The sequence below is a fragment of the Luteibacter sp. NPDC104163 genome (genome assembly GCF_055584245.1).
The window spans coordinates 95,923-122,324 of record NZ_JBVJMK010000006.1 but is presented as its reverse complement, the minus strand read 5'-3'; the positions used below and the strand labels follow the sequence as shown (position 1 = coordinate 122,324).

Here is a 26,402-nt window from a genome sequence, read left to right as displayed (position 1 = left end):
TTCCCCCCACAGGGACTACCCCATGCACGTCCCCCCGGCCCGCTTCCTCACGGGCGCCATCCTGCTTGCGCTCGGCGGTACGGCCGCCGCGCAGCAGGCCCAGCCGCTTGCGCCCGTCGTCGTCACGGCGACGCGCAGCGCGCAATCGCCTTACGACATTCCCGCCGCCATCGATTCGGTGCGCACGCCGCCCGATGGCACGCTCGACGTCAATCTCTCCGAGCGGCTGCAGTCGATTCCCGGCGTCACCGCGCGCGACCGGCAGAACTACGCGCAGGACACGCAGATCTCGATCCGCGGGTTCGGCGCGCGTTCCACCTTCGGCATCCGCGGCATACGCCTGTACACCGATGGCATACCGGCCACCATGCCAGATGGCCAGGGCCAGGTGACCCACTTCAACCTCGACTCGGCCGTACGGGTCGAAGTCCTGCGCGGCCCCTTCTCCGCCCTGTACGGCAACGCCTCCGGCGGCGTCATCCAGCTGTTCACCGCCGATGGCACGACGCCGCCCGAGTGGCGGTTCGGCGTGGCGGGCGGCAGCAATGGCGTCTTCCGTACCTCGCTCAATGCGCGCGGCGTGGAAGGGCCGGTCGATTACAACGTGGACCTGAGCCACTTCCGCACCAGCGGATACCGCGACCACAGCGCGGCGCGGCGCGAATCCGGTAATGCGAAGCTGGGCTGGAAGATCGACGACGACCGCAAGCTCACCCTGGTGCTCAACGCGGTGGATATTCCGGGGGCGCAGGATCCGCTCGGCCTGACCAAGGCCCAGTTCCATGCCGATCCACGCCAGGTCGCCAGCGTCGCGGACACGTTCAACACGCGCAAGTCGGCGGACCAGCAGCAGGCTGGCCTGATCTACGACCAGCGGATCGACAACGCGAACAGCCTGCGCGTCATGACCTATTACGGCCAGCGCACGGTGACGCAGTACCTGTCGATTCCGGTGGCGACGCAGACCTCGCAGCGCGGGAATTCGGGCGGCGTGGTCGACCTGGGCAACGCCTACGGCGGTGGCGATGCGCGCTGGACCTGGCGCGACGACCTGCTGGGCCGGCCCTTCGAGCTTGCTGCAGGGGTGGCATACGACAACCAGCACCAGCATCGCCAGGGCTACAACAATTTCGTCGGCACCGCGCTGGGCGTGCGCGGTGCGCTACGCCGCGACGAGATCGACCGGGTCTTCGACTTCGACCAGTACGCCCAGGCGACGTGGCGCGTCGCCGAGGCGTGGACCCTGATGGGCGGCGTGCGCCACAGCGATGTGCACTTCGGCTCGGATGACCGCTACATCGTGCCCGGCAATCCGGACGACAGCGGTTCCGAACGCTATTCGGACACCACGCCGGTGTTCGGCGTACTGTGGCGCGCCGCCTCCTGGGCCCATGTGTATGCGAACTGGGGCCGTGGGTTTGAGACGCCGACCTTCTCCGAAATCGGCTACCGGGCCGATGGCGGCGCGGGGCTGGCGTTCGACCTGAAACCCTCGAAGTCGCGCAACAGCGAAGTCGGCATCAAGCTGCAACCCACGGATGGCATGAAGGCCGGGCTGGCTGTGTTCCGTGCGGACAGCGACAACGAACTGGCGGTGGCGACGAACGTCGGCGGGCGTACCACGTACCAGAACATCGCGCGCTCACGTCGCCAGGGCATCGAGGCGTCGTTCGACGGCACGCTCGCGAATGAACTGCACCTCGTGGCGTCCTACACGCACCTCCAGGCGAGCTTCCGCACACCGTTCCTCACCTGCGTGTCGGCCGGCTGCGCGGCACCGGATACACCGGTAAGTGCCGGCACGCGTATCCCTGGCGTCCCCCGCTCGATGGGCTATGCCGCGCTGAAGTACGGCGGCGATACCGGCGTGCAGGCAGGGGTGGACATGAATGCGATGGGCGCCACGACGGCGAACGACCTGGGCACGGCCGTCGCACCCGGCTATGCGCTGTTCGGCCTGTCGGGTGGCTACGTATTCGACGAAGGCCCGTGGCGGGTGAATACCTTCGCCCGCGTGGACAACCTGGCGGACCGGCATGTGATCGGCTCGGTCATCGTCAACGATGGGAACGGCCGGTACTTCGAGCCCGCACCGGGGCGGACGTTCCTGGTCGGTGTCGATGTGACCTGGCGGTAACACCATCGCGCGCAAGCGCGCTCCCACAAAAGCCTGCGCAGCTCTGTTGTGGGAGCGCGCTTGCGCGCGATTCCCTCAGGCCGGAGTAGCTGGCGAAAGATGTCGCCCACAGGGTGGGCTCCTACGCGATGCGCTCAGGCCGAAATGGCCAGCCGCTCCGACCGGTAAAGCACCGCCGTTGCCCACACCGCCACCGCCGCGGCGGCAAACCCACCGGCGAGACACAGCCCCAGCTCCTGCCCGGTGATGCCATCGCCGCGCAGCAGCTGCACGATGCCCAGGTTCTGCCCCAGCAGCGGGACCGAGTACATCCACGGCTCCGGCTTCACCGGGATCACGGACAGCAACGCGCTCGGCAGGATGGGGATGATCATGAGGATCGACAGGTAGGTCTGCGCTTCGCGGTAGCTCTTGGCGAGCGCGGAGACGAACGACTGCAGCGCTGCGAGGAGCACGATGAGCGGCAGCATCAGCAGCACTACCTGCGCGCCGAAGCGGAACCCGAGGTCGAGCACGATGCCCAGCTTCTCCGTCGGGATGAACCAGGGCGCCGTGGAGAACGCGGCGACGCTCAGCAGCAGGCTGATCACCGAGAACGTGCAGATCGCCGCGAGCTTTCCGGCAAGGATCTTCCAGCGCGCCACGGGATTGACGAACAGCGGCTCCAGCGATTGCCGCTCCCGCTCGCCGGCGGTGAGGTCGATGGCGAGGTACATGCCACCCATGAACACGGTGAGCACGAAGAAGTACGGCAGGAACGAGAACATCAGCGCCGAACGCGACTGCGAGGTGGCCTGGTCGCGATCCGCCACGTTGACCGGCCACGCGGTGGACGGCGACAAGCCGCGCGCGATGAGGCGCATCGCACCTTCGCGGCGCGCGAAGCTCTCTACGACGCTACGCACGCGCGCCACCGTGGTGTTCGCATCCCGCCGCGAGGAGTCGTAGATGACCTCCACCTGCACCGACTGCCCCTTGTTCCAGGCTTTCACGTAATCCGGATCGATGCGGATCACGACATCGGCGCGCATGTCGTGCACCGCGCGCTCGGGGTCGTTGATGCCGGGATTCGCATCGATGCCGGCGGCTTTCAATGCGTTCACGAAGTTGGGGGCGAGTTCCGCCCCGATCACCGGCACGCGGATCGGCTGGTCGGCGCGTGCCAGCTCGCGGTTCACCATGACGTTCATCAGCATGATGAACAGCACGGGCCCCAGGAGTGGCCCAGTGATGAGCGCATTAATCAGCGTCCGGCGATCACGCAGGTTCTCGCGGACCTCTTTCCAATAGACGGCTCGGAAGGCATTCATGCGGCGAGGCCCTCGTCGGTACCGATGATCTTCACGAAGGCATCCTCGAGGCTGGCCTGCCCGGTCTTCTCGAGCAGCGCGGCGGGCGTATCGTCCGCGACCACGGTACCGTGGGCGATCACCACGATGCGATCGCACAGCGCGGCGACCTCCTGCATGATGTGGCTGGAGAACAGCACGCAGCGCCCCTCGGCCTTCAACTGGTGCATGAAGCGGCGCATGGCGCGGGTGGCCATGACGTCGAGGCCATTGGTCGGCTCGTCGAGCAGCACATTGCGCGGGTCGTGCACCAGGGCACGCGCGATCGCCGTCTTCACCCGCTGGCCCTGCGAGAAGCCTTCCGTGCGGCGCGTGGCGATGTCGCGCATCTCCAGCGCATCGATCAACGCTTCGCGGCGCACGCGGATCGCCGCATCGGTCATGCCCTGCAGGCGGCCGAAGTACGTGATGTTCTCGGACGCGGTGAGCCGCTTGTACAGGCCGCGCGCATCCGGCAACACGCCGAGCTGCCGGCGGACGGCGACCGGATCCTGCATCGGATCGATCCCATCGACCAGCACCTGCCCGGCGTCGGGCTTCATCAGGGTGTAGAGCATGCGCAGCGTCGTGGTCTTGCCGGCGCCGTTCGGGCCCAGCAAGCCGGTGATCTCGCCATCGCGCGCCGTGAAGCTCACGCCGTCCACGGCCTTCACGTCGCCGAACGACTTATGCAGGTCCTTTACTTCGATCATGGCGTCGCTCCATTGAAACCGACGAATACGGGGGCTGGCGACAGCCGCTCGAGGCACTGCCCGTCCAGCGCCTTCGCGTCCGCCTTGTCGATGAACTGGTCGAGCAGGCGCGGCATGCAGCCACGCGCGACCACGTTGTGGCCCTGGCCCTTCAGGACGAAATGGCGGCCATTCGGCAGGCCCTTGAGCACTTCATCGCCGTAACGCGGGGGCGTCACCGGGTCGAATTCGCCGGACATGAGCAGGGCCGGAACCTGGCTCTTCAATGGCTCGTGGAAGTCCGCCGGGCGCGTGCCGTGCGGCCACACCGAGCACGCCGCCTTGAACGCCTCGATCATGTTGTCACCCAGGATCGTGTCCTTGTCTTGCGGACGCGAGGTCAGCAGGTCGGCATCTTCGGAACAGATCACCGTGTACTGCATGCCGCCGTCCATGGTGTCACCGAGGTCGCCGGTAAGCAGCTTCGCCTGGCCCAGCAGCGGGCCCACGTCACCTCGCGCGGCGGCGTCGATCGACAGTGGCAGCAACGCCGCCGTCTCCGGCGAGTAAGCGAACATGCGCACGACCGTGGCCAGGATGTACTCGCTCAGCACCCGCTGCGTGCTGGCGTACGTCTGCGGATCGCGGAAGCTGACCTTGTGCGGGTTGGCACGCAGCGCATCGCGTAGCTGGTAGAGCGTCTGGTAGGGATCCGCGAAGCGCGCGCGGCACGCCTCGTCGTTGGCGCAACGGGCGAACTGGGCCTTCAGGGCTGCATCGAGGTTCACCGCGAAGTCTTCGCCGAGGACCAGTGCGTTGGGTGCGATGCCATCGAGCACCAGCGTGCGCACGGCATCGGGGTGGCGCATGGCGTACTGCTGCGCCACCCGCGTGCCGTACGACACGCCCAGGATGTTGAAATGGGGCGAGCCCAGTGCCTTGCGTACGTCTTCGAGATCGGCCACCGCATCCGTGGTCGTGTAGAAACGCACATCGGCATTCGCGGAAAGACCGTCCAGGCAGCGCTTCGTCTCCCTGCGAACGGCCTCCGCATCGACGCCGCGACTGTCTTCCGAGCCGCCGGGCACGTCATGGTCGTCGCCCTCGCGGCAGCTCAGCGGGTGTGAGCCGCCGGTGCCACGCTGGTCGAGCAGGATGACGTTGCGGTGCGCCAGCACCAGCGCCATGGCCGGCGCGATGCTGGCATAGGTCTCCGTCGCTGCCTGGCCCGGGCCACCGGCGAGGAAAACGACCGGATCGTCCGCGGGCACCTGGGCGCTGCTGCGCACGACGGCGAGGCGCATGTCGAGCTTGCGCCCCTCTGGATGCGCACGATCCTCCGGGACCTGGAACGGTGCGCACCATGCCGCGGTGGAAAGCCCCGAATGCGGCTGCCCCAGTTCGCACGGGTGCAGCTCCAGCGTGCCCAGTTTCCACGTGCGCGGCACGACGGGCGTGGTGTCGGCGACGGGAGCGGTGGCCGGGGCGGCCGCTTCGGCGCGCGGGTGCTTCATCACCTGCCGGCCAGCGAACGCGGCGACAAGGATCACGACGATGGCAACGATGCGACGCGGACGTTTCATGCCTTCATGGCTCCGGCGTGAAGATGGATTCGATGGAAAGCGAGAACAGCCCGGCGATCTTGAACGCGAGCGGCAGGCTCGGATCGTACTTGCCGGTCTCGATCGCGTTCACGGTCTGCCGCGACACGTCGAGGTGTTCGCCGAGGTCGGCCTGGGACCAGCCCAGCGCCGTGCGCAGTTCGCGAACCCGGTTATTCATGGCTGCGGTAGTAGAAGCGGATGGCGCACTTGGCCACTCCGAACAGGCCAAGCAGGATCGGGAAGACCCAGACCGCCACCGAAGCACCCGTCGGCTGTTCGAGCACCCTGGCGTTCAGGAGCAGGCCGTAGGTGAAGAAGCCAAACCCGCCGATGCCACCCGCGATGGCGATCGCCTCCAGGTCAATGCGCCGTTCGAACTCATCCTGGTCGCGGATCACCCGCACCATGGCGCGGATGACGAAGGCGATGGGCAGGGCGGGAAGCAGGGTGACCAGCGTGCGGGCCAGCGTGCCGTCCAGCGACTTCAGCCAGCTGACCGAGACGAACAGCAGGATCATGTACCCCGCCATGGCCGGGAAGAACTCGCGCAGGTAGCGCTTGTGGACCGCACGCATCGCCATGTCAGTGGGCCTCGATGAAAGCGTTGAGCGCCTTGCCGAACGCGGCAGGCTGGTCGAGCATGACATAGTGGCGCGACGGTGCGAGCGCGATCACTTTCGCCTGCGGCGCATCGGCAAGCAGCGACTGGTAGTAGGCCACCTTCTGCTCCTGCGTGATCTTCATCGGACCCATCTGCGAATCCTGTTCGGCGAACGCCGTGATCTCGAGGATCGGTGCTTTCGCGGCCTTCAGGTCGGGGCGGAAATCGGCACCGGCATCCTCGGCCATGTAGCGTGCGACGGCTTTCTGGTCGCTGCGCGCGTTGAGCGGGGCGACGCGTTCCGCGGTGGCGGGATCGAGCGTGCCGATGTTCTGCATGTAGGCGAGCTGCTGCGCCTTGAACTCATCGGGTGAGGCGCCTTCGGTCTTCGCCTTCAACTGCGCAGCGATACCTGCGCGCTGCTCCGGCGTGACCCGCTCCATGCCCGGGAAGATCGGCAGGCCATCCACTGCGACCACGCCGCGGGTCAGGTCCGGGTGGCGGCCGGCGAAACGCAGGGCCAGGGTGCCACCCAGGCTGTGCCCCACGAGGATCGGCTTGTCGATGTGGTTCCGCTCGATGTACTGCGCGAGCGACGCGTCGGCACGGTCCATCCAGTTGCCGTCCGCCGAGGGTGCCGGCGTGCCATCGAAGCCCGCGAGGGTCACGGCGTAGACGACGTGACGCTTCTCGAGGTCGGCGATGGTGTCCTTCCACACCCACGGGCCGCCCGCCAGGCCTGGGATCAGGATGACCGGGGTGCCGGAGGTGCCGTGGCGTTCGACCGTCAGCGTCCCGGCCTGGACGGTGTGGCTCGCCGCTTTGGCGTTGGCCGGGGTAGCGGCGTGCAGGGTGGAGGCGGCGCAGGCGGCCATCAGCAGGGCGGCGGCGCGCAGGACGATGCGGTACGACATGTTCGAACTCCTTTCGTTGGCGTGGAGCGTGTCAAGCACGCTTGACACCATCCTGCCCCCGGTCGCGACGCATGTCAAGGATGCTTGACATCGCGTTTTTGTGACATGCGTCACCTATCGCCGGGATACCGACGCGACCGGGCGGAAGAGGACGCGCCACGTCATGCCCGTTCCCGGCCGGGGCCGGTAATTGCATGTCGCGGCAGGATTTTTTGCCGTTTTTACCCCCGTCGGATGTCAAGCGACCTTGGCAGAACCGTGCGCACTTCCGGCACCTGTAGGCCAATACGGCAGCAGACCGCCTATTTCACTTCACAGGGAACGCGTAGTCCCGAACCTTGCAGGTGACGGAAGTACGTCGCGCCACCTGGAGAGCTCCGATGACCCCGATTCGCCGTCTTGCCACCGCCGCAGTAGCCACCTTTGCTTTCGTCGCGGGCAGCGCCCACGCCGCGACCGCCACCACCACGTTCAACGTACGCATCACCATCACCGCCGCGTGCGACATCAGCACGACGGCGCCAACGGATGTGAACTTCGGCTCGCAGCCTTCCACGGCCACCAACGTGGATAACCAGGGGGCGCTCAACGTGAACTGCACCCCGAGCGCGCCGTACACGATAGCGCTGGATAACGGCCAGAACGGCACCGACGCCAATTCGCGGAAGATGAGCAATGGCACGTCACTGGTGCCTTACCAGCTCTACCGCGCGGCGGGCCGCACGGCGGCCGATATCTGGGGCAGCACCACCGGTGGCAGTGGCAACGTCTACGCCGGCACCGGTACCGGCAGCGTCCAGACCCTGCCCGTGTTCGGCCGGGTGCCCTCCACCAACTTCCCGGCTGGCAGCTACGCCGACGTCATCACCGCCACGATCACCTACTGAGCCCTGGTGCGCACACGGACGCCCCGGCTCGCTGGCCTCATCGCGCTGCTCGCGATGGGCGTCGTGCCGTCCGCGTTCGCCAGCGGCCTGCAGGTGTCGCCGATCGGGCTGCACCTCGCCGCTTCCGAACAGGCGCAGGCGTTGTGGTTGACCAATACGGGCACCGACACGCTGCACGCGCAGGTGCGCGTGTTCCGCTGGACCCAGGCGGATGGCAAGGATCTGCTCGAAGCCTCGCGTGACCTGGTGGTAAGCCCGCCCATGGTCACGATCGCCCCGGGTGACCGTCAGCTCGTCCGCGTCATCCGCCAGGTCGCGCCACCGGCGGATGGTGCCGAGTCCGCCTACCGCATCGTCGTGGACGAGCTTCCGGTCGACGGCGCGGACAAGGGTGGCCTCAAGTTCGTCCTCCGCTATTCGGTGCCCGTGTTCCTGGCGCCCGCGGGCGATCCGACGGTCAGTGCCACCCTGAAAGCCAGCGTCGAGGATTCAGCGGGTGGCACGGTCCTCCGCGTGAGCAACACGGGCAAAGGCCACGCCCAGCTCGCCGATGTCAGCACGCACGGCGCCAACGGCAAGGACACCCCTCTTCTCTCCGGCCTGGTGGGCTATGCATTGCCCGGTAGCACCATGAGCTGGCCCCTGCCACCGGAAGCGCGCCGTGCCGGCGCACTACGCGCGAGGATCAATGGTGAGGCGAGCGAGTCGACCCTGGTCGTGGACGCGGGCAGCCGCTAGCGTCATCGCGCTCAAGGCCGCCACCGTGCATGCGCTGGACCACGCCACCGATGCCATCCCTCCGCCCACGATGGATCCGCGGGTGAGCGTGGCTGGCGAGGATCTCTATCTCGAAGTGGTGCTCAATGGCACCGCGACCGAACGACTGATGCACTTCATCCGCCGTGGCAACTCACTGTGCGCAAGCGCCGCCGACCTGCGCGGGCTGGGTTTCGTACTGCCGCCCGGCGACGAGATGCGCTGCCTGCTCGATATCCAGGGCGTTCGTTATGGCTACGACGCCGGCCAGCAGCGGGTCACCATCGATGTGCCCACCGGCACGCTCGACCTGCCGCGACGCATCCTCAACCAGCCGGAACGCAGCGCGACCAAGGCCAGCAGTGGCACGGGGCTGCTGTTGAACTACGACATCTATGCGGCGCACGGCGGCGGCCTCGGCAACGTGAGCGGGCTTGCCGAACTGCGCGGCTTCAGCGAGAACATGGGCGTGCTGAGCAACACGTCACTCACGCGCCGCTACCAGGAGGCCGGCGGCGGCTGGCGTGGCGATACCGTTCGCCTCGATACGCAATGGCGGCTGTCGTTCCCGGATAGCTCGATGGTGCTCACGGTCGGCGACACCTTCACCGGCTACACCTCGTGGAGCCGGGCCACGCGCATCGGCGGCATCGCGCTCGGCACCGATTTCGCGCTGCAGCCCTACCGGGTCACAACGCCCCTGCCGCAGTTCTTCGGCCAGGCCACGGCGCCCTCTTCCGTGGACCTCTACGTGGACGGGATCCGCCAGTACTCCGGCAAGGTGCCGGCCGGCCCGTTCCAGCTCACCGCCGTCCCCGGTGTCGACCAGGCCGGGCAGGCGCAGGTCGTGCTCACCGATGCGCTCGGGCGCGCCAGCACGGTGACGTTTCCGTTCTACGCCGCCCGGCAGTTGCTGCGCGCGGGGTTGAGCGACTGGTCCGTTGAACTTGGGACCGTGCGCGAGGCCTATGGCATCGATTCGTTCGCCTACGGTGACGATCCGGTGGGCAGCGCGACATTGCGGCGTGGCATCACCGACCACCTCACGCTGGAGACGCATGGCGAAGCGGGTGCGGGGCGCAACACCGCAGGCCTCGGGACGGTGTGGAATCCCTTCGGCGCCGGCGTACTGAATGCCTCGTACGCCGCCTCACGCAACGGCGGCGCGCAGTATGGCGCGGGCTTCTCCTGGAGCGGCCGCTTCATGAACTTCTCGCTGGATACGCTGCGCAGCAACGCGCGCTATCGCGACGTCGCATCGAGCTACGGCTCACCGCCACCGCGTGCGAGCGACCGCGCGCTCGTCGGCTTCAACGTGCGCGAATCGAGCTTCGGCGCCAACTACGTGCGCCTGCGTTACCCGGAGCAGCCCACGTCGCGCTATGCCGGGCTGTTCGTGCTGCGCAACCTCGGCCGCGGCATCGCGGTGAATGCCAGCGTGAACCAGAACCTGGACGAGGCCGCGGACCGCAGCTTCTTCATCGGCGTCACCTGGGCCCTGGACGAACGCACTACATACACCGCATCGGCGCAGCGTGATCGCGACCAGACCTTCGGCACGCTTGATGCGAGCCGCCCGATCGATGGTGACGGCGGCTTCGGCTGGCACGTGCAGGGCCGCAGTGGCGAGGCGGCCGGTGGCCTTGGCGAGGTGGGCTGGCTCGGTAACCACGGGCAGTTGACCCTGGGCGCCAGCAACATCGGGCCCTCGTCGTATGCGTATGCCGACGCGAACGGTGCCGTCGTGCTCATGGGTGGCCATGCGTTCTCCGCACGGCGCATCGATGATGCCTTCGCGCTGGTGTCGACCGAAGGCGCGCCGGATATTCCCGTGTTGCTCGAGAATCGCCGCACGGGCGTGACCGACAGCCGCGGGCTGTTGCTCGTGTCCCGACTGAACGCGTGGCAGGACAACCGCCTCGCCATCGACCCGATCGACCTGCCGGCGGACGAACGCGTGCAGCGTGTGGACAGCGTGGTGGCACCCGCGGATCGCTCGGGCGTCATCGTTCGTTTCCCTGTCGTGCGCGTGCGCGCCGCACTGGCCATCCTCGTCGACACGCAGGGCGCACCGTTGCCATTGGGTTCCACTGTCGATACAGGCAGCGGCGAACCCGCGATCGTCGGCTACGACGGCCAGGCCTACCTGGACAATCTCAAGGGCGATACGGAACTCAGGGTGACGAAGCCCGATGGCTCGCGCTGCACGGCAACCCTCGTGTATCCGGCCCATGCGCGGGACCTGCCGCAACTCGGCCCCCTCCCATGCAGGCCGTCGCCATGAAGTGGCTCGCGCTCATGCTGCTCGCGCTCACTGCGCTGTTCGCCGCGCCGCGCGCGGAAGCCGTGACGACCTGCGGCATCACCAGCATCACCAACCTCGCCTTCGGCGCGGTCGATCCCACCGGCACGTCGGTGGATACGACCGCCACGATCAACTACAGCTGCACCTACACCGGCTTCCTCGGCATCCTCTACGGCAGCTACATCACGATGTGCGTCAGCCTCGGCCAGGACGACCTGGGCAACCTCGCACCGCGCACGATGATCGATCCGCTCAGCGACCGCATGCAATACAACGTCTACAAGGACGCGACGCGCACCGCGATATGGGGCGTGGTGAACAACGTGACCTATGCGCCACTCACGGTGACGGCGCAGGTGCCCTTACTTACAGCCGGCAACGCGATCACCGGAAGCGTCGTCGCCTACGGCCGAGTGCCAGCAGGGCAGTCCTCATTATCCCCCGGCAATTACACGGGTACGATCACCGGCGGCACGGCGGGCACCGCACTGACGTACAGCTACAACGAAGCACTGCTATCGCTTGGCACCTACCCTGCCAGCTGCACGGCCGGCGGCACGGCTGCGGCTGCCACCGTTGCCGGGCCATCGACGTCGGTCACCGCCTCCGTCGCCCCGAAGTGCACGCTGGCCACCGCGACGGACCTCAACTTCGGTTCGGTTCCCGGGCTGCTGCGCACCAACACCGACCAGACCTCGCTGATCCGCGCTACCTGCACCAACCGCGCGGCGTACCAGGTCGGGCTCAGCAACGGCCAGAACGCATCGGGCAGCGTCAGGCGCATGGCGGGCGGAGGACGCTTCGTCACCTACGAGCTCTACCGCGATGCCCAGCGCACGCTGCGCTGGGGTAGCGCGCTCAACACCGATACGCAACCGGGCACCGGCAGCGGTGGAGAGCAGACGCTCACCGTCTACGGCCGCGTACCGATCCAGTCGGCCGCGGTCGCAGGCACCTACACCGATATCGTGACGATCACCGTCACGTACTAATCCTCGTCGTGCGACCAGCCGCCGCGGCGTGGCTTGCCGGCACCGGGCTTCGGGCCGCTCTTGCGGCGCAGCCGGGCTTCCAGCGTGGCAGCCTGCTCCTCGCGCTCTTCATGCAGCTTGAGGAAGTTGCGCCAGCGCTGCGGGGCGAGTTCGCCCGACGCCAGCGCGGCCTGGATCGCGCAGCCCGGCTCATTGCCGTGCCCGCAATTGGTGAAGCGGCACTGCCCGATGAGCACTTCGATATCGGCGAACAGGTCGAGGTTTTCCTCGCCGGTCAGCTTCAGCTCGCGCATGCCTGGCGTATCGATGAGGCAACCACCCGTGGGCAGGCTCAGCAACGCGCGGTGCGTCGTGGTGTGCCGGCCGCGGCTGTCGTGCGAGCGCACGGCACCGGTGGCCATGCGTTCCTCGCCGAGCAGCGTGTTGGTCAGCGTCGACTTGCCGGCACCCGACGAACCGACCAGCACCGCGCTCATGCCCGGCCCGAGGTAAGGCGCAAGGAGGGACACCGTGGAAGGGTCCTTGCCATTGATCGCGTGGACGGCCGCGTCCGCGGGCAGGCGTGCGCGCAACGCGGCCACGGCCGCCTCCACGTCCACGCCGGTATCCGCCTTGCTCAGCAGCACCACGGCTTTCGCGCCGGAACCTTCCACCAGGGTGAGGTAACGCTCGATGCGCGAGGGATTGAAGTCGCCATCCAGGCCGGTGAGCACCAGCACGTAATCGATGTTGGCGGCGATCACCTGGCGTTCGTAGCGCTCGCCGGCTGCCGCGCGGGTCAGCGTGGAACGGCGCGGCAGGATCGCCTCGATCACCGGGTGGCTGGCATGGCTGAGCAGCACGAAGTCGCCGACGGACGGGCGCAGGGCCGGGTCGAGCCCACGCTTGAGGAACTGGCCGGCGGGCTGTGCGTTGAACGCGGCGGTGCCGTCGTGCACCTCGTAACCGGCGCGGTGCTGCGCCACGACGCGCGCAAGGCGGCGTGGGTCGCTGGGCAGCGCGTCGTCGCGCCAGCCGATGTGGCGCAGTCGCGCCAGGCCTTCGGGGTCGGTCATGGCAGCGATTATGCCCGCTCTACGCCCGATTTCAGCCTCGCGGGCCCACCACGACGCTGTTAGGATCGGGTGACGACCGCCGGGAACGGGCCTGGCGGGCCGCACCGGAAGTCGCAGAACGTGTCCTCGATCAAGCCCAGCGCGCACCTGGCGGAAGTGCGCTACGAAATCCGTGGCGCCCTCACCCGCCGTGCCCGCGACATGGAAGCGGCCGGCAAGCCGATCATCAAGCTCAACATCGGCAACCCCGGCCGTTGCGGATTCACCACGCCCGCGCACCTGCGCGAGGCGATCGCCGGCCACCTCGGCGAGAGCGAGGCCTACGGGCACGAGCAGGGCCTGGAAGAGGCCCGCGAAGCCATCGTTGCGCAGCAGGCGGCGCGTGGCGCGGCCGGCGTCGACGTGGAGCACGTCTTCATCGGCAATGGCGTCAGCGAGCTCATCGACATCTCGCTGCGCGCCTTGCTGCAGCCCGGCGATGAAGTGCTGCTGCCGAGCCCCGACTATCCGCTGTGGAGTGCCGCCACCATCCTCAACGATGGCAGCCCGCGCTATTATCGCTGCCTGGCCGAGAACGGCCACCTGCCCGATCCGGATGAAATCGACGCGCTGGTCGGCCCGCGCACGCGCGCCCTGGTCCTTATCAACCCGAACAACCCGACCGGCGCCGTTTACCCCAGGGCCTTGCTCGAGCGCATCGTCGAGGTCGCGCGCAAGCACAACCTGCTGCTCCTGTGCGACGAGATCTACGACGAAATCCTCTACGACGGCACGCCGTTCCAGCCGCTCGCCGCGGTGGCGGGCGACCACCCCTGCGTGAGCTTCGGCGGCCTGTCCAAGGTGCATCGCGCGTGTGGCTACCGCGTCGGCTGGATGAGCCTTTCAGGCAGCAAGACGCGCGTGGCCGAGTATCGCGACGCGCTGCAGCTGCTCGCCGCGCTGCGCCTGTGTGCGAACGTCACCGCGCAGTGGGCGGTGCGCCCCGCGCTGCTCGACAAGCCGACCATCGGTGAACTCACCGCGCCGGGCGGCCGTCTGCACGAAGCGCGGCGGATCATCCTCGAGAACGTCGCCGCCAGCCCGTACCTCGATGTCGGCGCACCGGGCGGGGCCATCTACGCGTTCCCGTGGATCCGCGCCGACGCCATCCCGCACTTCGACGACACCGCATTCGCGCTGCGCCTGCTGGAAGAGGAAGAAGTGCTTGTCGTGCCCGGCACGAGCTTCAACCTGCATGCCAGCCGCCACCTGCGCCTCACCCTGTTGCCCGAACCCGCGCAGCTGGCTGAGGTGTTCGCGCGGATGGATCGCGTGCTGGCCCGCATGGCCGCCGAAGGCCGTCCGGCCGCAAGCGCGGTCGCCTGATGCCGGCACCGACGTTCCTCGCCCTCGGCGATTCATACACCATCGGCGAAGGCGTGCCGGAAGCGGGACGCTGGCCCGTGCAGCTCGCCGCGCGGCTGCACGCGGCACACATCGAGGTACAGGCGCCGCGCATCATCGCCACCACCGGCTGGACCACCGATGAGCTTTCCGCCGCCATGGATGCCGCCGCGCTCACGCCAGGCCACGGCCTGGTCACGCTGCTGATCGGGGTTAACAACCAGTACCGCGGACGGTCGCAGGCGGAGTACCGCGAACAGTTCCTCGCCCTGCTCGAACGCGCGATCGCGCTGGCCGGCGATGCCCGCCGCGTCATCGTCGTGTCGATCCCGGACTGGGGCGTCACCCGTTTCGCCGAAGGCCGCGACCGCGCGCAGATCGCGCGCGAGATCGATGCGTTCAACGGCATCGCCCACGACGAAGCCCGCCGCGCCTTCGCCCGCTGGGTGGATGTCACCGCCATCTCACGCAAGGCCGGCGCCGCCGACGACATGCTCGTCGAAGACGGCCTGCACCCCTCGGCCAGGCAGTACGCACTGTGGACCGAGGCGATCCTGCCGGAAGCACGCGCGGCCCTCCGCGAGCTGCCGTAGGAGCCAGCCTTGTGGGAGCGCGCTTGCGCGCGATGGGTGCTCGCGACATCCCCCATCGCGCGCAAGCGCGCTCCCACAACGGCGTTCACCCCCGCCCGCGCCGCAACATCCCTGAAACACGAGCGCCATCCGATGGTTACAGCTCGGCCCGACACTGGTGACCCGGGAAAACCCCGGGAATCGCCGCCATGGCCAAGCTCACCTGTCGCAGCGCCTTCATCTCCGACGTGCACCTCGGCACGCCCGACTGCAAGGCTGCCTACCTCCTCGACTTCCTCCGCAGCGTGGATTGCGAGCGGCTGTACCTCGTCGGCGACATCGTCGACCTGGAAGCCCTCGCGAAGCGCCACTGGTGGCACCCCGACCACAGCGCCGTCATCGCCGAGCTGATCGCGATGGCCGCGCGTGGCATCGAGGTGATCTACATCCCCGGCAACCACGACTACCAGATGCGCGGCCTCGCCGGCTCCACCATCGCCGGCATCCGCGTGGAACTGGATGCCCTGCACGAAGGCGCGGACGGGCGCCGCTACCGGGTCAGCCATGGTGACGAGTTCGACCCGGAGCACATCGGCAAGCGCTGGCTGACCGTACTTGGCGACACGATGCACCGGGTGATCTGCTGGGCGAACCGGCGCATGCACTCGGTGCGACGCAGGATGGAGCTGCCCTACCTGCCCCTCTCCATCATCATCAAATCGCACGTCGGCCTCGCCATGGCCTACATCCGCGGCTACGAACAACGCGTGGCGACCGATGCCGCCGAACGCGGCCTGGACGGGCACATCTGCGGCCACATTCACTTCGGCCACATGCGCCCGATCAACGGCATCCTGTACCTGAACGACGGCGACTGGGTCGAGCACTGCACGGCGCTGGTCGAAGATTTCTCCGGCGCGATGGAGCTGGTCCACTGGACCGAGCGCTACACCCCGCTCGGTCGCGCGAGCCGTGAGACGGTGCTGCCCTCACCCGAAGCCGTCCTGGCGTTCGCGCCGCTGGCCGACTGCCGGGCCGATCTTTCCCACCTGACCCCGATGGAACCCTCGCTGGCGGGTTGATTTCACTTTGATAGCGCCCATGTGCGGAGGATGCCGGTAAAATGGCCCCTTTCCCTTTGCGGTGATCCCCTCCATGGCTCTTGATATCCCCACCCGCGAGCGCATCGAAGCCCTTCTCGCCCAGCACGAGGTCGTGCTGTTCATGAAGGGTACGCGCCAGCAGCCGATGTGCGGCTTCTCCGCCGCCGCCACCAACACGCTGAACGACGTGGTCGACCAGTACCACACGGTGAACGTGCTGGAAGATCCGGAAATCCGCGAGGGCATCAAGGAGTTCGGCCAGTGGCCGACGATCCCGCAGCTTTACGTGAAGGGCGAGCTGGTCGGCGGTTCCGACATCATCCGCCAGCTGTACACCAGCGGTGAGCTGTACACCCTGTTCGGCCGTGGCGCGCCGGACCGCACGCCGCCGGAAATCACCATCACCGACAAGGCTGCCGAAGCCATCCGCGGCGGCATGGCCAACGCCCAGGGCATGGCCCTGCACCTCGAGATCGGCCCGGACCACAGCGCGGGCTTCCAGCTTGCCCCGGCCGGCGACCATGACATCGTCACCGTCGCCAACGGCATCGAAGTGCATTTCGATCCGGGCAGCGCCCAGCGCGCCAAGGGCATCGTCATCGACTGGGTCACCACCATGCAGGGCGAAGGCCTGAGCCTGAAGTTCCCGGGCGCGGTGGAGATCACCACGATCACCGTGCACCAGCTGAAGGACCGCCTGGCTGCCGGCGACATCCTGCTCGTCGACGTCCGCCCGGCGCACGGCCGCGCCATGGCGGCTCCGTTGGCGGGTGCACGCATCCTCGAGGATGAAGGCTACGAAGCCCTGGCCGCGCTGCCGAAGGACACCGCCATCGCTTTCATCTGCCACCACGGCATCTCCAGCCGCGCCGCGGCCGATCGCTTCGCCGCCCACGGCTTCACCAACCTGTTCAACGTGGAAGGCGGCATGGACGCCTGGGCGCGTGAGGTAGACCCGAGCGTCGCGCGGTACTGATCCCGTCTCGTAATGAAGAAAAAAGGGCGCCCACGGCGCCCTTTTTTTCGCCCCACCCCCTGTGGGAGCGCGCTTGCGCGCGATGGGTGCTTGCGGCACTACTCCACCGAGCGCAAGCGCGCCCGAGAAGGGAAACAACAGCGACCTCAAACATCCGCATAGACTGCGCACACGCCCCGCTCCCGGAACCCCTTCATGGCCATCGCCACTAACGACCTCTCCGTTCCAAAGCTGGCATCGAACCTGTCGTTATATGACGATTTAGAAGGGATCCTCGAACAAAGCCGCCGCGAACTTCAGGGAGCAGCCGAGAGCTGGAATTCCTTCGGGCAGGATCACGGCTCGTTTGCTGATGAGTTCTCGACGCTCTGAAGGGGTTGTCCCCTTCGTCGTCGTTCACTCGGCCGTTTACGGCAGTTCAGACAGGCGCGCCGTTGCACCCTTGATCCTTGCAAGAGAATTCGGACGAATCGAGAGCAGGCGATTCGACCGGAAGTTCACGATCAACGCACTCAAGCGCGCGGGTAGATCGCTTCCCACGTCCATGCTTCCGGCGGCTGTGCGTGCAGCGCCCAGAATTCGTCGGCGATCTTCGCGGGGTGGCCTGGATCGGAGGCCACCAGGGTAGATACGCGCACCGTCGCGATGTGGACGCCACGCTGCTTTAGCGGTTCAAACAGCGCTTGCGCCGCAGTCCTGAGCGCCGCCTTACCCACGCTGAGGGTCAGGAAGTCCGCCGACGGCTCGACGGCGAAACCACCGCCGGTCAGCAGGATGGTCCCGGTACCACGTGCTTCCATCGAAGGCAGCACCTTCGCGAGCGTCGCCAGCGGCGTCGCGACATTGACCGCGATATCGGAGGTGATCTCCGCGCTGCCCTGCGCGTCGATCGGCGCACCCACGAGCGCTCCTGATGGGTCGTAGCGCATGGCGGCGGCGTTGTAGTGGATGACGTCGATCCCGGTGTCGGCATAACGCTCGAGCAAGGCGCCTAGCTGCGCCGGATCGGTAGCGTCGGCTGATTCAAAGCGCACGTCGGCGATGTCGTTGCCCAGCATCGCGCGGAGACGGTCGTTATCGGCGGCTGATCGGGAAACAAGCACGATCCGGTAGCCTTCGCGGGCAAAGCGCCTGGCGGTAGCGAGACCAATGCCAGGTCCCGCGCCAATGCACATATAGGTCTTCATGCAACGGACTCCGCGAGTTCGATGAGGTTGCCGAACGGATCGCAGATGAACGCGAGTTTCCGGTTGATCGGCTCGAGATAGAACGGCTCGGTGACGATGGTCACGCCGCGGCTGCGGAGTTCCTCGATCGTCGATTCGATGTCGTCGACGGACAGGCAGAAGTGGTGGTAGCCCGCGAGGCGGAGGCTGTCACCCAGGTCGCTGTAGACAGGCTTGGGGATCGGCCCGGGTTCACCGCCGGCCAGCAGTTCCACGGTGAAGTGATCGTCGGTGGCGGGCGCCACGTAGGCGAGTTGCTGGTCCGCGTAGGGCCACTTATGGACGACGCGGAAGTCGAGTTTCTCGACATACCAGGTGATCGCGCGCTCGAAATCGGGCACGCGGACGGCGACATGGTTGCCGGCCAGGGAAGCGAGCTTGCTGGCCGGGTTCTTCGCGGGGAATGTGACGACGGACATGGCGGACTCCACAGGGGTTGGGCGTGGAGGAAAAACTACGCCGGTCCCATTCCGGAGTGAATCTGCAGAATTTGCCTTACGGAATGAACCTGTGGTTCATTATCAGGAGTCTTCGTCCCGGGGTTTGGACATGGCCGACTCGGATGCGCTGGGCGATATGAGCCTGCGGGAACTACAGGCCCGGTTGCCGGGCCTGCTGGTTTTCCAATCGGTCGCGCAGCACCTTAATTTCGCCCGCGCGGCGGATGACCTGAGGGTGACGCCGACGGCCGTGTCGAAGGCGATCAAGCAGCTTGAAGCGCAGATGGGCATCCGCCTGTTTAACCGAAACACGCGCAGCACGTCGTTGACCGAAGCGGGCCAGCGGCTCTACTCGAACCTCAGGCCAGCGCTCAAGCAGGTGAGCTACTCACTCGAGTCAGCCGCCAGCGACACGGATCATCCGTCAGGCCTGCTTCGCATCAATACATCGTTCGTGGCGTATGCAACGCTGATCGAACCACACCTCGCCGATTTTCTCGCCAGTCATCCCGATATCCGCTTTGAGCTATCGTTGGACAGCACCCTGGTCGATATCGTCGAAAGCGGGTTCGACGCAGGCATCCGCCTTGGCCACGCCTTGCAGCGGGACATGATCGCCGCGCCGCTTGGCCCGCCGCAGGCGATGGTTGCCGTAGCGTCACCGGATTACACGGCCGCGAGTGGACGCCCCACGCACCCAGGGGATCTGCTCGCACACCGGTGCATTCGCCAGCGCTTCTCCAGCCACACCCGGTTCCTTGAATGGACCTTCCATGTCGATGGCAAGCCCGTCGTCATCGACGTCGATGGCCCCATGGTGGTCGATGAAATGCGAGTGGCAACGACCGCAGCGGTCAACGGGATAGGGATCGCTTATGTGTTCCGGCGATTCGTCGAATCACATATCGCGACCGGTGCGCTCGAGGTGGTCCTCGAACGCTACAGCCAGCCGAGGGGCTTGTTCCACGTTTACTACCCAAGCACGCGGCAGATGCCGGGCAAGCTGCGCGCCTTCGTCGATTACATCCGGGCGGCAAACCGGCAGGGTCCCTGAGCCTGCCGCTCCACGGAGATCACGCCACATCCATTCATTGACAACCGCATCACGCCTCGGGACCATGAAGCGATTGGCATATCGATAAGGAAATCTCGTGCGTCTCATGCCTCCAGGAAGGTGGGTAAAGCCACTGGGTTGCTTGCTCCTGCTCTCGACTACGTGCGCGTTTGTCGAGCCGGTCTCCGCAAGCACCCGCTGCATGTCGAAGACGGAGTTGGTCGAAGGGGGGCGCCTCGAGACGACTGTCATGCGGCAGCCGAACCTTCCCCCGTACAGGTTCGGCACTGTCCTCCCCGGCACCAATGAGCGCCATGATCGGGAATATGCCCCGGCCCTGCATTTCTCGGACGGCACGGTGGCCGTTTATACCGAGCTGCTCAGTTCGCGCCTCCCTCAAGACCACGCAACCGATGACGTGCCGTGCTATGTGGCCGCCGACGAAGCGCGTGTGATCGGCCCCGGACAGGCGCGCCTTGCGAGAGTTGCGCAGCCCCGGGCACCGGGATACGTCGTGTTCGGCCGACCGAAGGTGATCCATGGTGGCCCCGCAACGTTCGTCGTCGACCATGGGCTTCCGGCGTGGGCGGTGAGATACATCACGGACGAGACCGCCCGTGCCGCATCGACCTATGCCGACCATCTCGGACCGCGAACGCTGCCACTCATCATCGCCTATGCGTCTCCCGGAAAAGACGCCTACCTTTGGGGTGACCACCTGGAGGGATCGATAACGCTGGGGCTCTACGGTGACTGGAGTGAGGACAACGACAGCCAACGGACCAGGCTGCGCGATTTCATTGACGACGAACTCTTCCATGTCTGGAATGGACGTGCGATCGATCGTTCCGACCCTGCCGCCTTACTCGGCCTTGAAGGTGGCGCGGATCTGGCCCGGATGCTGCTCGCCTTCGAACGGACGCATGACACGTCAGAAGCATTGGGTGAAGCATCGGATGCGATGGCGCGCTGCCAGGCCGAGCAATCCCCACCAGGCACGCTCCGGACCATGCTGCAGGATCCGCAGCCGGGAAAGGTGCCTTACGACTGCGGCATGGCGCTCCTGTTCTTGCTGACCGTTCATCCGGCCGGCGGAACACTGGATGACAGCGCCTTCTGGCGATTGTGGAAACAGCCTGCCAGTGGCGATTCACGGCAGGAAAGGTACACGTGGGCCTCGATGCTGCGCGCGGGCGAGACGCCGGCATCGCCGCTGGTCGACAAGCTGCTCGACACCAGCGATTTCCCCGTGGCCGCGGGAGAAGCATCGCGTGCGGCAGGCTACCGTACGCCCGCACGAGAGAGCTTGCCTGCACCCCTGGCGTCGATGGTCGGCCGGCGCATGATGGCTTCGATCATGGCCTCGGACTGCCACGGCCGCGTGGGATTTTATTCAACGCCTGAGGGGTATCAGCTGGACGACGCGACGCCAGCGTGTGACAACCTGAAGCCGAAGAAGACGGTGCAGGCCATCGCGGGAATCAAGCCATCGGTCGATCCGATCGGGTTGAACGCAAGGATCCAGGCGCTGTGTGCAGAGGGCCAGCCGATCCCGGTGACCTACGTGGATTCTGGGGAACCCTCCCGGATCGCGTGCCCGCAACTTCCGGGCTCATTCGCGTTTTTCTCCCTGTTGCCGGGCGACGGGCGTGTCGTCAGCGCTGCCGCCGCATCGATAGGCGAATAGCCCAACCGTGGAGCTTCAGCGACGCTTACGGCAGGAACAGTCGAGCCGCTGCATCGGGGTTCGACGGGAAGTAGAAGTGCATGAAGCTCGCCGTCATCCGCTTGCGGCGGTACACCGCTTCCGTAGTCGGGCCGCCGTTGGGGTTGGTTGCGAGCGTGAGTGGTTTAGCGTCAATGCTCGCGTGGGCGTAATGGAACGAGTGACCGCGCAACTCGCCTTCGGGTAATGCGACACCCTGCATGCCGAGCGCAGCCATGCGCGGCTGCATCGCCGCGTGTCCGCGTAGCAGTCCGGCCATGGGGTGAGAATTACCTTCGCTAGCCGCGAGGCTGTCCAGCGCGTAAAGCAGCCCGCCGCATTCAGCGAGCAAGGGGCGGCCCGCGTCGACGTGCCCGTGCAATGCCTCGCGCAGGTCGGCGCGTGCACTGAGCGTTTCTAGGTGAAGCTCCGGGTAACCGCCGGGGAGCCATACGGCATCACACTGGGGAAGCGCATCGCCGGCCAGCGGTGAAAAGAACACGAGTTCCGCGCCTGCTTCGCGCAGGACATCCAGATTGGCGGGATAGATGAAAGCGAACGCCGCGTCGCGCGCTACAGCGATCCGGACGCCGGCTAGTGAGACCGTGCGTGCCATGGGTTCGACGGGTTCGAACGGCACGGCGTCGGGCAGGGTCAGTGTCGAGCGTTCCGCGAGGGCATCCGCTAGTGCGTCGAGGCGAGCTTCGAGGTCACTGAGTTCATCAGCCGTGACCAGGCCGAGGTGGCGTTCTGGGAGCGAGAGGGGGCGGGTGGCGCTATCGCGCGCAAGCGCGCTCCCACCGGGCCTGGCTGTTGCCGAATCGCGCGGGAGAGTGCCGTGCCACGCCAGCTCAGGTGGCAGGCTCTCGCGCAGGAGTTGGGCGTGGTAGTCGCTGTCTACGCGGTTGGCGAGCACGCCTTGCACGGTGACATCCCCGCGGTACGTGGCGAGCCCGTGGGCGATCGCGCCGAAGGTCTGCGCCATCGCCGAACCATCGATGACGGTCAGAACAGGAAGGCCAAACCGGGCTGCGAGGTCGGCACTCGAGGGCGCGCCATCGAACAGGCCCATCACGCCTTCGACAAGTATGAGGTCCGCTTCGCCGGCCGCATCGTATAGACGGGCGCGCACATCGGTCTCGCCACCCATCCATGCATCGAGCTGGTAGACCGGCGCACGGCTCGCCCGCGCCAGGATCATGGGATCGAGGAAATCCGGCCCGGTCTTGAACACCCGCACGTGCCGGCCGAGGCGCGCATGCGCGCGTGCCAGTGCGGCAGTGACGCTGGTCTTGCCCTGCCCCGAGGCGGGCGCGGAAACCAGTAACGCGGGGCAATGGCGGGTCACGGCTCGATACCCTTCCAGTCACGTGGGGAAAAGATTCCGGACTGGCGGGAGCGCGCGGCCCGCGAGGCGCCGGATTCCCGTTCAATCCCCGGCGCTGGCGCCCTGGATGACCGGCGGTGCGCGCAGTGTAGCGGAGCGGCGCTCGCGCCAGCGCAGGAAGGGGCGCTCGACCAGGTAATACAGGGCGGCACCCACCGCGAGGACCACCGCAACATGCGCCAGGAAGCGCAGCCACGGGTGGCTGTCCAGACGCCCATCCAGCGCGGCCTCCGTCAGCATGAAGGCGCCCTTGTGGCTCAGGTACAGGCTGTACGATGCGCCGGCCAGCCAGCCCGCACCGGGCACCCGGAGGCGCGCCAGCCACGTGCCGCCACCGGCCATCGCGACGAACCCGGCCATGGCCAGGGCCACCAGCGGATAACCCACCACGATCGGCCAGAACTCCAGGCGGTGCCCATCGAAGAGTGCGATGCAGGCGGCAAGCAGGCACGCCGAAGCCACCAGGACGACGCCAGCCCTGCCACGGAAACGGGACATCCAGTCCGGGCGAAACACGGCGCACGCCGCCAGGGCGACGCCCGCCACCAGCCCATCGAGACGGGCGTAGGTTGGGTAATAGAGGTAACGCAGGTAGGCCGGTTCGTTCGACCCGATCGAGGGCTGGTAGAACGCGAGCCACAGCCACGCACGCAGGCCCATGCCACCCAGCACGATCACGGCGCATGCCATTGCGAGACGGCGCGGGGTCATCCAGCGTGCGAGCCACACGGCCAGCAACGGGAACACCAGGTAGAAGTGCTCTTCCACGCACAACGACCAGGCATGCGAGAAGGCATAGCGTTCGCGGTCGTTGTACAGCAGGTTGAACGTGAAAGTGAGGAACTGCCATGCCGGCTGCATGAGGGGCGTTTCCCGCCAGGCCGGCCAGGCAAGATAGAGGCACAGCACCACGAGGAACGCCGGAAGAATGCGAATTGCCCGACGCGTATAGAACGACCCGAAATCCAGCGAGCCCCTGTCACGCAGGGAGGCGAAGACCTGCGACCCGATCAGGAAACCGCTGAGTACAAAAAACAGGTCGACGCCCATCCACCCGGCGTGTTCGAGCACGCCAAAGTTTTCCCCGAGGCCGCCGATAAGGTAGCTATGGAAAAGCATGACCCACGCGATAGCGATGGCGCGCAGGGTATCCAGTCCGGGCAGGCGGGTCATCGGAGGTCTCGGTGGCGTCGTCTGGCGAGAGTGGAGAGTTCATGCGGCGGTCTCCGGGCCGGTTCATGGCGTTTTGGGGGCGGGGAGCCAGGCCGGTGGATGATCACGCCCAGCCGGTGGCGCCACGCTAAGATGGGTAGGCGTAACGCAGACCGGGGGGCTTGCGGACGCCAATGGGGGGATGTGATGTCGAACAAGATCATGCCGTCCGTGCCAGGGGGCGCGCGCGCGTAAGCGCCCGGCCACGCACGGACGTGCTCTCGCATGCTTCGCGCCGCATCGTCGCGGCGCTCGTCTTCCTGACGCTGGCCCTCCATGCCGGCGAGGGACGCGCTCAGCTCCGCGTGGGCGAGAACCCCGAGACCACCCTGGCCGTCGCGGACGCGACGCGCACCTCCGACCACCCCGCCTTCGTGATCACGCTCGCGCGCCTCACGCAGGCGCGTGCACAGATGTCGCCGGCCGCCCGCATGTACCTCGACTACATGGAGGCCTGGCAGACCGCCTATAGCGGCAACCATGCGAAAGCCACGCCGATGCTCGAGCAGATCGTGGACCATTCGTCCGACAAGGTCCTGCGCCTGCGCGCCACGGCGACCCTGGTCAACCTGCTCGGTGCCGGGCGCCATTACGAAGCGGCGTTCATGCGGCTCGACGAGATGATGGCCGCCCTGCCCTCCGTGACGGATCCACGGGCGCGGTTCCAGGCGTACGCCGAGGCATCGCAGCTGATGACCGCGGCCGGCCAGTACGATCTCGCCGCCGATTACTCCGATCGCGCGGTGGAAGTAGCCGATACGCCGACCACGACCTGCAAGAGCCACGTGGTCGGCCTGCACGCGCTGTACAAGGCCGGCAAGGTCGATCCGGACGATGCGCGCTTCGTGCAGTGGGTCGCGGAGTGCCAGAAGGCCGGGGAAACGCTCGCCGCCAACGAACTGCGCGGCGACGTCGCCGATAGCGCGATCCGCCACGGGCGCGCCGACGTGGCAATCTCGCTCCTCGACCAGTATTACGGCTCCGTCACCCGTGACGCCCAGCCCATGCAGATCGCGCAATACGATGCCCTGCTCGCACGCGCGCACTGGGAGACGGGCGATATCGCCCTGGCCGACCGGTTTGCCGGCGCGGCGATCAAGGCGTCGGTCGCCGGCGAGTTTTCCGAATCGCTGGTATCCGCCACGGAGACCGCGTACCTCGTGGCGAAGAAACGCGGTGACTGGCGTGCCGCAACGATGTGGCTGGAGCGCCACGCCAGTGCGGACAAGGGCCACCTGGACGATGTGAGCGCGCGGGCCCTGGCTTACCAGATCGTGAAGCAGCAACTCGCCGCGAGCCGTTCCGAAACCGATGCGCTGGACAAGCAGAACCAGATCCTGCAGCTCCAGCGCGAGGCCGACAAACACGACGCCGAAACGAACCGCCTGTATTTCCTGCTGACGCTCACGCTGACGGGTGCGATCGTCCTCTGGCTCATCCGCACGCGTCGCTCACAGAAGCGCTTCATGCGCATGGCCCGCCATGACAGCCTCACGGGCATCAGCAACCGCCAGCACTTCGTGGACCAGTGCACGGCCGCGCTGGTGGAAGGCTCGCGCACGGGCCAGCCTATCGCCCTGGTGTTGTTCGACCTCGACCACTTCAAGCAGATCAACGACACGCACGGCCATGCCGAAGGTGACTGGGTACTCCTGCGCGTGGTCGCGGAATGTCGCGACAGCCTCCGCGACAGGGATGTGATCGGCAGGCTGGGTGGCGAAGAATTCGCCGTACTGCTGCGCGGCACGACACCCGCCGAAGCGAACGAGTGCGCCGAGCGCATGCGCGCGGCGATCAGCGCCCCTTCGGACGAACATCGAACGATCGTCCGCGCCACGGCCAGCTTCGGCATCGCCTGCACCACGACCTACGGCTACGACCTCGACCGCCTGCTGATGAAAGCCGACGAAGCGATGTACGCCGCCAAGTCGGCTGGCCGCGACCGCGTCATCACCGCCACGGCGTAAGGCCAAAGCTCTTGTGGGAGCGGGGGGGGGGCGGGCGGGGGGGGGGGGCCCCCCCAACCCCCCCCCACCCCGCCCCCCCAGGCCGGGCACCCCCCCCGCGGCCCCC

At 67.0% G+C, this 26,402-nt stretch carries 24 protein-coding genes; 13 read left to right on the top strand and 11 right to left on the bottom strand.

What is annotated here, in order from left to right; all coding sequences use genetic code 11:
• Positions 1-22: 22 nt before the first annotated feature.
• The gene (locus ACZ6YI_RS09500) at positions 23-2,137 is read left to right on the top strand and encodes a TonB-dependent receptor family protein (RefSeq protein ID WP_465778431.1); all 2,115 of its coding nucleotides are present in this window, start codon (positions 23-25) and stop codon (positions 2,135-2,137) included.
• Positions 2,138-2,271: 134 nt separating this feature from the next.
• Here the strand turns inward: ACZ6YI_RS09500 and ACZ6YI_RS09495 are convergent, their stop codons facing one another.
• Genes ACZ6YI_RS09495 through ACZ6YI_RS09470 form a run of 6 tightly spaced genes read right to left on the bottom strand, consistent with a single transcriptional unit; the run spans position 2,272 to position 7,276 of the window.
• Positions 2,272-3,447: an ABC transporter permease gene (locus ACZ6YI_RS09495; RefSeq protein ID WP_465778430.1), complete on the bottom strand. Its 1,176-nt coding sequence runs from the start codon at positions 3,445-3,447 to the stop codon at positions 2,272-2,274.
• A complete protein-coding gene (locus ACZ6YI_RS09490; protein ID WP_440327998.1) occupies positions 3,444-4,178 on the bottom strand; it encodes an ABC transporter ATP-binding protein in 735 nt (244 codons plus the stop codon). The genes ACZ6YI_RS09495 and ACZ6YI_RS09490 overlap by 4 nt, the downstream gene beginning before the upstream one ends.
• Positions 4,175-5,740 (bottom strand): alpha/beta hydrolase, encoded by a 1,566-nt coding sequence (locus tag ACZ6YI_RS09485; RefSeq protein ID WP_465778429.1) that lies wholly within the window; start codon positions 5,738-5,740, stop codon positions 4,175-4,177. The genes ACZ6YI_RS09490 and ACZ6YI_RS09485 overlap by 4 nt, the downstream gene beginning before the upstream one ends.
• A 4-nt stretch (positions 5,741-5,744) precedes the next feature.
• Positions 5,745-5,939, bottom strand: a complete 195-nt coding sequence (locus tag ACZ6YI_RS09480) for a helix-turn-helix transcriptional regulator (RefSeq protein WP_440328000.1) — start codon at positions 5,937-5,939, stop codon at positions 5,745-5,747.
• Complete coding sequence (locus ACZ6YI_RS09475) at positions 5,932-6,342, bottom strand: hypothetical protein (protein WP_465778428.1); 411 nt, start codon at positions 6,340-6,342, stop codon at positions 5,932-5,934. Before ACZ6YI_RS09475 ends, ACZ6YI_RS09480 begins: the two co-directional genes overlap by 8 nt.
• Position 6,343: 1 nt before the next feature.
• Positions 6,344-7,276: an alpha/beta fold hydrolase gene (locus ACZ6YI_RS09470; RefSeq protein WP_465778427.1), complete on the bottom strand. Its 933-nt coding sequence runs from the start codon at positions 7,274-7,276 to the stop codon at positions 6,344-6,346.
• 380 nt (positions 7,277-7,656) lie between these two features.
• On the opposite strand from ACZ6YI_RS09470, the gene ACZ6YI_RS09465 reads away from it, so the two are divergent.
• Genes ACZ6YI_RS09465 through ACZ6YI_RS09450 form a run of 4 tightly spaced genes read left to right on the top strand, consistent with a single transcriptional unit; the run spans position 7,657 to position 12,216 of the window.
• Complete coding sequence (locus ACZ6YI_RS09465; protein WP_465778426.1) at positions 7,657-8,163, top strand: Csu type fimbrial protein; 507 nt, start codon at positions 7,657-7,659, stop codon at positions 8,161-8,163.
• 54 nt (positions 8,164-8,217) lie between these two features.
• Positions 8,218-8,901, top strand: coding sequence for a fimbrial biogenesis chaperone (locus ACZ6YI_RS09460; RefSeq protein ID WP_465778550.1), 684 nt, complete (start codon positions 8,218-8,220; stop codon positions 8,899-8,901).
• Entirely contained in the window at positions 8,855-11,203 is a 2,349-nt protein-coding gene (locus ACZ6YI_RS09455) for a fimbria/pilus outer membrane usher protein (RefSeq protein WP_465778425.1), read from the top strand. The genes ACZ6YI_RS09460 and ACZ6YI_RS09455 overlap by 47 nt, the downstream gene beginning before the upstream one ends.
• Positions 11,200-12,216, top strand: a complete 1,017-nt coding sequence (locus ACZ6YI_RS09450) for a Csu type fimbrial protein (protein WP_465778424.1) — start codon at positions 11,200-11,202, stop codon at positions 12,214-12,216. The genes ACZ6YI_RS09455 and ACZ6YI_RS09450 overlap by 4 nt, the downstream gene beginning before the upstream one ends.
• On the opposite strand, the gene rsgA is transcribed toward ACZ6YI_RS09450, so the two are convergent.
• Entirely contained in the window at positions 12,213-13,271 is a 1,059-nt protein-coding gene (rsgA, locus tag ACZ6YI_RS09445) for a ribosome small subunit-dependent GTPase A (protein WP_465778423.1), read from the bottom strand. The two genes, ACZ6YI_RS09450 and rsgA, sit on opposite strands and share 4 nt — an antisense overlap.
• Before the next feature lie 120 nt (positions 13,272-13,391).
• Between rsgA and ACZ6YI_RS09440 the strand changes: the two genes are divergently transcribed.
• The 5 genes from ACZ6YI_RS09440 (at position 13,392) to ACZ6YI_RS09420 (ending at position 17,677) form a co-directional block, all read left to right on the top strand.
• Positions 13,392-14,636: an aminotransferase class I/II-fold pyridoxal phosphate-dependent enzyme gene (locus tag ACZ6YI_RS09440; RefSeq protein WP_465778422.1), complete on the top strand. Its 1,245-nt coding sequence runs from the start codon at positions 13,392-13,394 to the stop codon at positions 14,634-14,636.
• Positions 14,636-15,247 (top strand): SGNH/GDSL hydrolase family protein, encoded by a 612-nt coding sequence (locus ACZ6YI_RS09435; RefSeq protein ID WP_465778421.1) that lies wholly within the window; start codon positions 14,636-14,638, stop codon positions 15,245-15,247. Before ACZ6YI_RS09440 ends, ACZ6YI_RS09435 begins: the two co-directional genes overlap by 1 nt.
• Positions 15,248-15,435: 188 nt before the next feature.
• Positions 15,436-16,308 (top strand): UDP-2,3-diacylglucosamine diphosphatase, encoded by an 873-nt coding sequence (locus ACZ6YI_RS09430; RefSeq protein ID WP_465778420.1) that lies wholly within the window; start codon positions 15,436-15,438, stop codon positions 16,306-16,308.
• Positions 16,309-16,381: 73 nt separating this feature from the next.
• Complete coding sequence (gene grxD, locus ACZ6YI_RS09425; RefSeq protein ID WP_465778419.1) at positions 16,382-17,305, top strand: Grx4 family monothiol glutaredoxin; 924 nt, start codon at positions 16,382-16,384, stop codon at positions 17,303-17,305.
• A gap of 195 nt (positions 17,306-17,500) precedes the next feature.
• The gene (locus ACZ6YI_RS09420) at positions 17,501-17,677 is read left to right on the top strand and encodes a type II toxin-antitoxin system CcdA family antitoxin (protein WP_465778418.1); all 177 of its coding nucleotides are present in this window, start codon (positions 17,501-17,503) and stop codon (positions 17,675-17,677) included.
• A gap of 140 nt (positions 17,678-17,817) precedes the next feature.
• Here ACZ6YI_RS09420 and ACZ6YI_RS09415 read toward each other — a convergent pair whose 3' ends face one another.
• Both ACZ6YI_RS09415 and ACZ6YI_RS09410 read right to left on the bottom strand, forming a co-directional pair.
• A complete protein-coding gene (locus tag ACZ6YI_RS09415) occupies positions 17,818-18,492 on the bottom strand; it encodes an SDR family NAD(P)-dependent oxidoreductase (protein WP_465778417.1) in 675 nt (224 codons plus the stop codon).
• The gene (locus tag ACZ6YI_RS09410; RefSeq protein ID WP_465778416.1) at positions 18,489-18,950 is read right to left on the bottom strand and encodes a VOC family protein; all 462 of its coding nucleotides are present in this window, start codon (positions 18,948-18,950) and stop codon (positions 18,489-18,491) included. The genes ACZ6YI_RS09415 and ACZ6YI_RS09410 overlap by 4 nt, the downstream gene beginning before the upstream one ends.
• A gap of 130 nt (positions 18,951-19,080) precedes the next feature.
• Here ACZ6YI_RS09410 and ACZ6YI_RS09405 point away from each other — a divergent pair, with 130 nt between their 5' ends.
• Together ACZ6YI_RS09405 and ACZ6YI_RS09400 are read left to right on the top strand one after the other, a co-directional pair.
• Positions 19,081-20,025, top strand: a complete 945-nt coding sequence (locus ACZ6YI_RS09405) for a LysR family transcriptional regulator (RefSeq protein ID WP_465778415.1) — start codon at positions 19,081-19,083, stop codon at positions 20,023-20,025.
• A gap of 202 nt (positions 20,026-20,227) precedes the next feature.
• On the top strand, positions 20,228-21,712 hold the full coding sequence (locus ACZ6YI_RS09400) for a hypothetical protein (protein ID WP_465778414.1): 1,485 nt from the start codon (positions 20,228-20,230) through the stop codon (positions 21,710-21,712).
• Between the two features lie 25 nt (positions 21,713-21,737).
• Here the strand turns inward: ACZ6YI_RS09400 and ACZ6YI_RS09395 are convergent, their stop codons facing one another.
• Complete coding sequence (locus ACZ6YI_RS09395; protein WP_465778413.1) at positions 21,738-23,078, bottom strand: cobyrinate a,c-diamide synthase; 1,341 nt, start codon at positions 23,076-23,078, stop codon at positions 21,738-21,740.
• Positions 23,079-23,159: 81 nt separating this feature from the next.
• The gene (locus ACZ6YI_RS09390; RefSeq protein ID WP_465778412.1) at positions 23,160-24,290 is read right to left on the bottom strand and encodes an acyltransferase family protein; all 1,131 of its coding nucleotides are present in this window, start codon (positions 24,288-24,290) and stop codon (positions 23,160-23,162) included.
• A gap of 254 nt (positions 24,291-24,544) precedes the next feature.
• On the opposite strand from ACZ6YI_RS09390, the gene ACZ6YI_RS09385 reads away from it, so the two are divergent.
• Positions 24,545-26,296 (top strand): GGDEF domain-containing protein, encoded by a 1,752-nt coding sequence (locus tag ACZ6YI_RS09385; RefSeq protein WP_465778411.1) that lies wholly within the window; start codon positions 24,545-24,547, stop codon positions 26,294-26,296.
• Positions 26,297-26,402 lie beyond the last annotated feature (106 nt).